Raw genomic sequence first — 8887 nt, forward strand, 5'->3', positions numbered from 1 at the left:
GGATTTCCGGCGGGCTCTTTTTAACTGTATCCTTGATTATGAAAAACATACAATAAAAGAATTCCATAGGCAGTCGGATTGTGATAAAATATTAAAACAACAAAATGTTTAAAAGAGCAGCGTATGGAAAGACTGGGGGAGACTATGGGCAATACCATACAGGCGGTATCCGGGCAGGAGAACGCCATGGAACAAGCAATACAGGAAGCGCTGGAAAGACTGCGGAACCAGAAGGGCGCAATGGGCAGTCTGATGGCTCTGGAATTGGACGAATGCAGCCCGGAGGAGGGAACGATAACGGTATCGCTGGAGCCGGCACCCTGGATGGCGAACTCCATGGGGTGGATGCACGGCGGGATTATTTCCAGTGCTATGGATACTGCTATGGGGACCTTGTCTCGCTGGTGCGCAGGAGGAGAGGGATACACGCCCACAGTTTCCATGCAGATCACCTATCTTCGCCCGGTGATGCTGTCAGGGAGGGTTCATATCCGGGCACGGGTTACTCATGCGGGACGTAGCTTGGTTAGCCTGACTTCTGAACTTTGGGCAGGTTCGGAGAAAACGGGCCTACTGGCCACAGCATCTGGGACATATGCTGCAATGCGGCCACAGAAAGGTGTAGGAGAAAGTGGGGCGGAAAAGTGAGGACAGTGCGGTTGCTTGCAGTGTTTTTGACGCTCTCAGCGGTGCTGCTTCTGAGCGGCTGTACCGGCGACCCGGCCCAGCCGCCCGTATCGGCAGCAGAACCTACAGCCTCCGAGACGGAGCCCATGATGCCCTCTGTCTCTGCACCTGAGACCACCGAGCCTGTGGAAGTGCTGCCCACTGAGAGTGAGCCGCCTGCATCTACGTCCGTCTCCGACCCCATCGCGGAGCAGATGGCCAATATGACCCTGGAGGAGAAGGTGGGGCAGCTCTTCATTGCCGGATTTTACGGCACGGAGGACGGAGACTATGTGGACAGCCTTATCCGGGACTACAAGGTGGGCGGCCTGATTTTCTTCGGCCGCAATGTGGGCACAGCTGAGGAGTTGGTGAGCCTGGTCAACGACCTGCGGGCAAAAAACGGCGATTATATCCCCATGTTTTTCTCCGTGGACCAGGAGGGAGGCATTGTGGAGCGCCTGCCCGACGAGGTAAGCCCACTGGAGGATGCCTACACCTACGGCCAGAGCGGCAGCAGCGAGGTTGGCTATGCCCTGGGCCAGGTGCTGGCCCACGAGTGCGCGGCCTTTGGCTTTAACCTGGACTTCGCACCCTCCCTGGATATCTGGAGTAACCCGGAGAATACGGTCATCGGCACCCGGGCCTTCGGCACCACAGCGGAGGCGGTGGAGGCGGTGGGGCCCTGGGCGGCCTACGGCCTGATGGACGGCGGGGTCATCCCGGTGGTCAAGCACTTCCCCGGCCACGGCGACACGGCAGTGGACTCCCATGTAGGCCTGCCCACTGTGTCCAAGACGGTGGATGAGCTGCTCACCTCCGAGCTCATTCCCTTCCAGAGTGCCATTGAGGGCCGGGAAGGGGAGGGTGTGCCCGCCGTCATGGTGGCCCATATCCTTATGACCGCCATTGATCCGGAGCACCCCGCGTCCCTGTCCCAGGCGGTGGTCACCGGCCTGCTACGGGAGCAGCTGGGCTTTGACGGCGTGGTGTTCACCGACGACCTGACCATGGGCGCCATCACAGAGAACTACGGCCTGGATGAGGCCGCCGTCCTGGCTCTGGAGGCCGGGTGTGACGTGCTGCTGGTGTGCCACAACGAGGGGGATCTGGCCCTGGCCCGGCAGGCAGTGTTGGACGCGGTTGCCTCCGGCCGCCTGACCGAGGCGCGGATTGACCAGAGCGTGTACCGCATTCTCTCCCTGAAGCAGGCCTATGGCCTGACCAACGACCCCATTGAGATGCCCGATCTCCAGGCGCTCAACCAGGAGATCGCCGTCCTGAACGGCTGAACAATACAGCGCTGATATACGGGATTTTACCCGGTTTTTACGAACCCTTGGTTGAGTGGGTTCCGGCCCCTTGATATAATGCAGCACCGAAGGAGAAACGAGAGAAAGAAGGAATGTAAGCATGAAAAAGCATCCCATCCGCATCCTGTCCCTGTCTCTGGCGCTGGCAATGTCCGTAACACTGGCAGCCCCGGTGTCGGCGGCCTCCCTGGCCGACGTGGAGGGCCCCTACGCCCAGAGCATTGAGGCTCTGGCTGAGAAGGGGATCATCAAGGGCGACGGCACCGGTGCCTATCACCCCGAGGCGCCCCTGACCCGCTCCGCCGCTGCCTCCCTGCTCTATGAGGCCTTCTGCCTGGTGCCTGTGTTCTCTATGGAGCCCGCCGCTCCCGAGGCCAACGAGGACGGCACCATGCCCGAGCCCCTCACCAAGAAATTCTACTCCACCGAGACCACTGTGGCCACGCTGGACGCAGTGCTCATGCCTGCCGCGCCCGACGCGATGGGGACCTGGGCCGAGACTGTGGCCAATACCGTGCTGGAGGCCCGTCTGATGGACCAGATTGACGGCGCCTTCCAGGGCGACAAGACCATGACCCGCAGTGAGTTCGCCCTGGCCGTGATGAAGGCAGTCTACGGCGCGGACAAGGAGATGGACTTCCTGGCCCAGGGCAAGGCGGACGGCCTGCTGCCCGAGAGCCTGACCCTGGACGACACGGTCATCACCCGCGGCGAGGCGGCCCTGCTGCTGGACACCGCCACCAAGGACCTGACCATCATCACCACCATGTCTACCTCCGATATCCACGGCAACATGGTGCCCTACACCCCCTCCGGCTCCAGCATCGAGGTGGGCGGCTCCGCCCGTGCGGCCTGGCTCTTTGACGAGGCCGAGCGCCGCAACCCCAACACCCTCATCATCGACGGCGGCGACTCCCCCTACAACACCGACCTGGCCAACATCTCCCTGGGCAAGTCCAGCGTGGACGTGATGAACGCCCAGGGCTATGACGCCACCGTGCTGGGCAACCACGACTTCGACTACTCCTTCGACAACCTGCTCTCCCTGGCGGACCGGGCCGAGTACGCCATGCTCTCCGCCAACACCTACTGGAAGGACGGCACCTATCCCGAGCAGTTTGAACCCTACATCGTCAAAGAGGTGGGCGGCGTGAAGGTAGCCATCGTGGGTCTGACCGACGACGGCAGCAAGGCCACCACCCACTACGCCAACACCCAGGACATCGACTTCCACGACCAGTGGGAAGTGGGCCAGGAGGTTGTGGCCAAGGCGGACGCTGAGTCCGATGTGGTCATCCTGCTCTCCCACCTCCACGGCGGCAACAACACCGTACCCACCAAGATTGACGGCATCGATATGGAGGTCGGCGGCGGCAACGACATCTTCGGCCGTCCTCTGAATATCGAGGGTACCGTGGTGGTCAACCCCGGCGGCGTGGGCACCTGCGTCAACCAGACCAACCTGAACCTGAAGGACGGCAAGGTCCTGGGCTATACCTTCAACCAGATCATCCTCTCCTCCGACGTGCCCGAGGACGCCGAGGTCAAGGCCATCATCGAGGACTACCAGGCCGATCTGGACGCCCAGATGGAGGTCGTCATCGGTCAGTGCGCCTCTGATATCGCCTGGTCCAGCCCCCTGGTGCGTACCCAGGAGAGCCCTCTGGGCAACCTGGCTGCCGACGCCCTGCGTGACTACTGCGACGCCGACATCGCCATCCAGAACGGCGGCGGCATCCGTGCCGGCCTCACCGCCGGTGACGTGACCGTGGGCGACGTGTTCGCCATGCTGCCCTTTGACAACAAGGTCACCCTGGTGGAGGTCACCGGCCAGACCGTGTGGGACGCCCTGGAGAACGGCGTGGACGGCTACCCCACCACCAACGGCAAGTTCCCCCAGGTCTCCGGCATTAAGTACACCTTTGACGGCTCCAAGCCCGCGGGCGAGCGCATCGTGTCCGTGACCCTTGAGGACGGCACCCCCCTGGATCTGGACGCCTGGTACACCCTGGCCTGCAACGACTTCATGTGCGGCGGCGGCGACGGCTACACCATGCTCAACGTCTTTAACCCCGACGACGGCAACGAGCACAACGGTGAGACCGCGGCCCAGGATCTGCCCGGCTGCAAGCTGGTCTACCGCACCAACGACTACTACCGCACCGTGGTCAGCGAGTACATCAAGGCCCAGGGCAATATCGCCCCTGCCCTGGACGGCCGCATCACCATTCTCAATCCCCAGGAGGGCGGCGGCGCTCTGAACTGACTCTATTCCAACACAGAACGAAAAATGGTCCCGGCGGGAGATATTCTTCCGCCGGGACCATTTTTATGGGACCATTTCTTGCGGAAAACGGGGCGGTATGGTATGCTGAAACCGGAAAGAGGTAACCCGCTTTTGGAGCGCCCGCGGGAGTGCGGGCGGGAAGGAACCGGTGATGAACATGAAGAGACGTCTGTGGAAGGCAGTCCTGGCCCTGCTGCTCCTGGGAGCCTGGACCGCGCCCACCGCCTCCGCCAACTCGGCCCAGTCCCACTGGTCGGGGACAGACCGGGCGGGGGCCATTGTAACTGACGAGACCTGCCCCCTGGAGGTACAGGGGGAGAAGCTGACCTTTGAGGTGCAGGAGTTCCCCAGGAACTACTACAACACCATGGAGGAATTTCTGGCTTACACCGGCCGGGTGACAGCGGAGTACACCTTCTATAACCCGGCGGACTACACCGTTACCGCCACCCTGGTGTTCCCCTTCGGGGCGGTGCCCGACTACGGCTATTTCTACGATGACCAGCTGGAGACCGCTGTCTGTGGGGTAGACGGGGATAAATACGACATCACTGTGGACGGTATTGCGGTGGAAAAACGGCTGCGGCACACCCTGGCGGAGCAGCACGACCAGTTTGACCTGGAGCGGGATATGGCCCTGCTCCACGACGGCTATGTGGACGACCCCTTCTATACCCCGGACCTGACCGTGAGGAAATACACCTATCAGGTCTCCGGCGTGGACAGTGAGGCCTATCCCGCTGCCACCGCCGCATTTCTTCTGAACGCCGACCGGGACCGTACCCGGGTGCTGCTGATGGAGCAGACCGGCGGCAAGACCCGGGAGGAGGGCGTGCTGGCGGATACCTGGGCGGGAAACGGGGAGCGCTATACAGTCTACTGCTTTGGCGAACCGGTAGGGGAGCTGGACTGGCGGATGTACGAAAACGGGGCCTGTGAGAAGGAGATTGACGGCTCTGTGGAGCTGGTGGACACCGCCACGATGACCTTCAAAGACCTGGCCCTGGCGGACTGGAAGAGCGAATCCGGCGTGCTGGAGCAGGACTGGTACAACGCCTTTGTGGAGGATCTGAACCGGAGCGAGTGGAGCTGCGGCGTGGTCAGCGGCAGCGATATCCACGAAAACCTGTCCGATGTGCTCATGCGCTGGTATGAGTATGAGCTGACCGTGGAGCCGGGGGAGCGGGTGGTCAACACCGTGACCGCACCCATCTATCCTTCCATCAACACCAACTACGACCCGTCCATCTATACCTACACCTACCTGCTCTCTCCGGCCCAGACCTGGCAGAGCTTTGGAACCCTGGATATCAAAATAAATACACCCTATTTCATCACAGAGAGCAGCCTGGAGGGCTTTGAGAAGGGAGAGGAAGGATATACCCTGTCCGTGGAGGGCCTGCCGGAAGGTGAGCTGGTCTTTGTCCTCAGCACTGATGAGCATCCCGTAAAAGAGCTGCCCAACCTGGCTTATCTGGTCTTTTACCTGCCGATCCTGCTGCCCATTCTGGCGGTGATTCTGATACCTGTTGTGGCCATCGTAATTCTGGTGCGTCGGAGAAGAAAAAGGCTGTAAAAACACAAGAAACCGCCCCGCACATATGTGCGGGGCGGTTTTGCGTCTTACCAGAGGGCAGTGCCCCGGACAAACTTCTTGACCACATCCCGGTCCTCGGACAGGTAGATGGCCCGCTCCAGCCGGTCCTCTACGGAGAGGGGGAGCACAGGGGCAGTGCGGCTGTCGTCCAGCACCACGGCGTCCACCTCATAGCCGGGGGCAAAGGAGCCCACCTTGCCGAAGAAGGCGCCGCCGCCGGCGGTGCCCAGCCAGAAGGCCTCGGGGGCGGTGAGGGGGGCCAGGGACTGGTCCTGAAGCCGCCAGCGCAGCTTGGACACCTGGATGGCGTCCGCCATGGCCCGGAAGATGGACAGGGTGGTGCCGCCCGCCACGTCGCTGCCCAGGCCCATGTTGAGACCCTCGTCCAGATAGCGGCGCACCGGCGCGATGCCGGAGGCCAGGTTGGTATTGGACTGGGGGCAGTGGGCCACGTAGACACCCCGCTCCTTCATGAGGGCAATCTCCTCATCGCCGGACAGGACGCAGTGGGCCATAATACAGTTGTGGTCGCCGCCGAAGAGGCCGAAGCGGTCGTAGGCGTCGCCGTAGAATCTGGACCAGGGGCACAGCTCCTGGACCAGAGCCACCTCGCCCCGGTTCTCAGACAGATGGGACTGAACCGGCACATCGAATTCCTTCCGCAGCCTGCCCAGCCGGTCCATCAGGTCGTCGGTGCAGGAGGGGGTGAAGCGGGGGGTGATGATGGGAGTCACCCGCTCATACCGCCCGGCGGCATCCTTCAGCCACTGACGGGTCACTTCCTCGGCGGCCTCCGGGCTCTCCTCACGCAGGGTGTCGGGGGAGTTGCGGTCCATGTTCACCTTGCCCACCATGGCCACCAGGCCGGACTGCTCCAGCAGGTCCATCAGCAGCAGGGTGGCAGGGGCGTGGAGGGTGGCAAAGACACAGGCGCGGGTGTTGGGGCCCCGCTTCATGTCCTCCACAAAGCTGGTATAGGCCTTGCGGGCATAGTCCAGGTCGGTATACCGGGACTCCTCGGGGAAGGCGTGCTGGTCCAGCCAGTCCAGCAGCTCCAGGTCCATGCCCAGGCCCCGGAAGGTGTACTGGGGGGCGTGGACGTGGAGGTCCACCAGACCGGGAATCACCAGGTGGCCGCTCCAGTCCTCCACGGGCAGGTTGGCGTACTCCTCCGGCAGGGTCTCAAACACGCCGGCGGACCGGCCGTCCACACAGACCAGCCACCCGTCCTTCATGGTGTTGAGATGGCGGGCATCCCTGCTCCAGCAGAGGTCGCCCTTGAGTGCAAAGCTGCGCTGTTTCATCATAACCTCCTGTCTGCGCGTGAGCGCAAAAGAAATGTCACACCGCCGCGGACCCGGGACAGGCAAAAAAGAGCCGCCGGATCCACGCCGATTCCCGGATAAACCGGGAAACTTATAGCGCGGCTGTTCCGGCAGCCGGTAGAGACGCCCAACCAATTTTGGGCCTATATAAGTTCTCTGTTTAGTTGTATCGGGGGAAACCCTCGAACAAATTCAGTATATGCCCCACTGCTGCGTTTGTCAAGTACTGGATGATGGAAAGGGGCGTTTAAGAGCAGAAGCGGTGTTTTCCGATCACCGTGATGAGAGGGCGGCTCCAGATCCAGGCGCTGGTGGAGGTGTCCGGATTGAAGTAGTAGATGGCCCCGCCGCTGGGGTCGGCGCCGTTGAGGGCGTCCCGGGCGGCCCGGTAGGCCGAGTCAGCTACCGGCTCGTTGAACTGCCCGTCCACCATGCAGGTAAAGGCGCCGGGCTGATACACCACCCCGGCGATGGTGTTAGGGAAGGAGGGATGTTCCACCCGGTTGAGGATGACCGCGCCCACCGCCACCTGGCCGCTGTACGGCTCACCCCGGGCCTCTGCCGAGATGACCCGGGCCAGCAGGTCCACGCTGTTGGACTGGCTGGAGGCGGGGGAGTCCCCGCCGGTGGTGGACATGCCCAGGGCCCGGAGGGTGGCCGGACCCACCACACCGTCGGCGGTGAGGCCGTTCTTCCGCTGGAAGTACTTCACCGCCTCCTCGGTCTTGGGGCCGTAGATACCGTCAATGGCGCCGGAGAAGTAGCCCCAGTTGCTCAGCTTGGTCTGGATGGTGCGCACCGCGTCGCCGGTGGAGCCCTGGCGGTAAACGGCGGCCTCCGCCGACTGGAAGAAGGTGATGACCATAATATTGACGGCGAACAGCACCGCCAGGGAAAGCACCAGCCTGCGCCGGTTCTGCATGAGAATCCCCCATTTCTTGTTCCGCGTTTGGCTATATTGTACGGCGGAAAAAGGCGGGGTATGCGGAGGGAAGCGGAGGAAATGGTTTCCGAAAAAACGGTAAGAGGAGAATAGTGGAAGAAAAAGCGGGCCATACTGGAGGTATCAAATGGATATCCGGAAAGGATGGTAGGGTATGGTAAAAGGCGTTACCCGCCGGGTGATTGTGGTCAAATCTCCGGACCGCCGCCTGTTTGAGCAGGCCATCTTTATTGTCAGGGAGGAGGCGTTCGCCGCCCAGGGAGTCACAGCCCAGCAGGTACTGGATGAGGCTCAGCGGGTGGCAGACGGATACATCCGCCGCAACACCGGTCCCGGCCGGTGGCTGCGAAAAATTCCCGGCCCGGTCTACGGGCTGGCAGGGGCATGTGCGGCCACGCTGGCCTGGGTGCTGGCGCTGTTTTTATAATGGAAAGAGAAGCGGGAGGGGAAATTCCCTCCCGCTTTCTGCTTGAAATGAAAAGAGAATGTGCAGTAGAAGAAAGAAGATACGCCGCTTTACTTCCAAATGAAACCAGAGGCTGCCTTCGCATAGGGAAAAGAAACCTGCAAATAATAGGGCTGTTTAGAAAAATAAGACCGCAGGAGGAATCCTATTTATGAAGGCCACTGGCATCGTAAGACGCATTGACGATTAAGTTATAATAGGAGCAAGGTCAGAAAGCCTTGAAAACACTGGTGTTTCGCTGATTTTGTCCAACTTCTCGAACAAGGTGAAAGCAAGCTGTATGACTGCGG

7 protein-coding genes and 1 riboswitch are annotated in these 8887 nt (G+C 61.5%); of the genes, 5 read left to right on the top strand and 2 right to left on the bottom strand.

All coding sequences use genetic code 11. The features are described from left to right. The first annotated feature begins 186 nt into the window (after positions 1-186). The 4 genes from ACOX7T_RS13200 (at position 187) to ACOX7T_RS13215 (ending at position 5842) form a co-directional block, all read left to right on the top strand. Complete coding sequence (locus tag ACOX7T_RS13200) at positions 187-648, top strand: PaaI family thioesterase (protein ID WP_433443540.1); 462 nt, start codon at positions 187-189, stop codon at positions 646-648. A 5-nt stretch (positions 649-653) separates the two neighbouring features. Next, a complete protein-coding gene (gene nagZ, locus ACOX7T_RS13205; RefSeq protein WP_433443543.1) occupies positions 654-1958 on the top strand; it encodes a beta-N-acetylhexosaminidase in 1305 nt (434 codons plus the stop codon). Positions 1959-2079: 121 nt separating this feature from the next. Then, positions 2080-4245 carry a 5'-nucleotidase C-terminal domain-containing protein gene (locus tag ACOX7T_RS13210; protein ID WP_433443545.1) on the top strand — a complete coding sequence of 722 codons (2166 nt, stop codon included), beginning with the start codon at positions 2080-2082 and terminating at the stop codon, positions 4243-4245. A 172-nt stretch (positions 4246-4417) separates the two neighbouring features. After that, complete coding sequence (locus ACOX7T_RS13215; RefSeq protein ID WP_433443547.1) at positions 4418-5842, top strand: hypothetical protein; 1425 nt, start codon at positions 4418-4420, stop codon at positions 5840-5842. A 47-nt stretch (positions 5843-5889) separates the two neighbouring features. Here ACOX7T_RS13215 and ACOX7T_RS13220 read toward each other — a convergent pair whose 3' ends face one another. Next, complete coding sequence (locus tag ACOX7T_RS13220; RefSeq protein ID WP_433443549.1) at positions 5890-7167, bottom strand: amidohydrolase family protein; 1278 nt, start codon at positions 7165-7167, stop codon at positions 5890-5892. A 95-nt stretch (positions 7168-7262) separates the two neighbouring features. Then, a riboswitch (purine riboswitch) is annotated at positions 7263-7359 on the bottom strand. 76 nt (positions 7360-7435) lie between these two features. Continuing rightward, positions 7436-8110, bottom strand: a complete 675-nt coding sequence (sleB, locus tag ACOX7T_RS13225; RefSeq protein WP_433443551.1) for a spore cortex-lytic enzyme — start codon at positions 8108-8110, stop codon at positions 7436-7438. A gap of 175 nt (positions 8111-8285) precedes the next feature. Between sleB and ACOX7T_RS13230 the strand changes: the two genes are divergently transcribed. After that, on the top strand, positions 8286-8558 hold the full coding sequence (locus tag ACOX7T_RS13230) for a translation initiation factor 2 (RefSeq protein WP_433443554.1): 273 nt from the start codon (positions 8286-8288) through the stop codon (positions 8556-8558). The last annotated feature ends 329 nt before the right edge of the window (positions 8559-8887 follow it).

Origin of the sequence: Pseudoflavonifractor sp. (assembly GCF_050943825.1) — a bacterium.
Taxonomy (GTDB): Bacteria; Bacillota; Clostridia; order Oscillospirales; family Oscillospiraceae; genus Pseudoflavonifractor.

Bases quoted from the DNA above. Each gene is read 5' to 3' on its own strand.
- ACOX7T_RS13230 (WP_433443554.1), top strand. From the start codon at position 8,286: ATGGTAAAAGGCGTTACCCGCCGGGTGATTGTGGTCAAATCTCCGGAC.
- ACOX7T_RS13200 (WP_433443540.1), top strand. From the start codon at position 187: ATGGAACAAGCAATACAGGAAGCGCTGGAAAGACTGCGGAACCAGAAG.
- ACOX7T_RS13215 (WP_433443547.1), top strand. From the start codon at position 4,418: ATGAACATGAAGAGACGTCTGTGGAAGGCAGTCCTGGCCCTGCTGCTC.
- sleB (WP_433443551.1), bottom strand. From the start codon at position 8,110: ATGCAGAACCGGCGCAGGCTGGTGCTTTCCCTGGCGGTGCTGTTCGCC.
- ACOX7T_RS13210 (WP_433443545.1), top strand. From the start codon at position 2,080: ATGAAAAAGCATCCCATCCGCATCCTGTCCCTGTCTCTGGCGCTGGCA.
- ACOX7T_RS13220 (WP_433443549.1), bottom strand. From the start codon at position 7,167: ATGAAACAGCGCAGCTTTGCACTCAAGGGCGACCTCTGCTGGAGCAGG.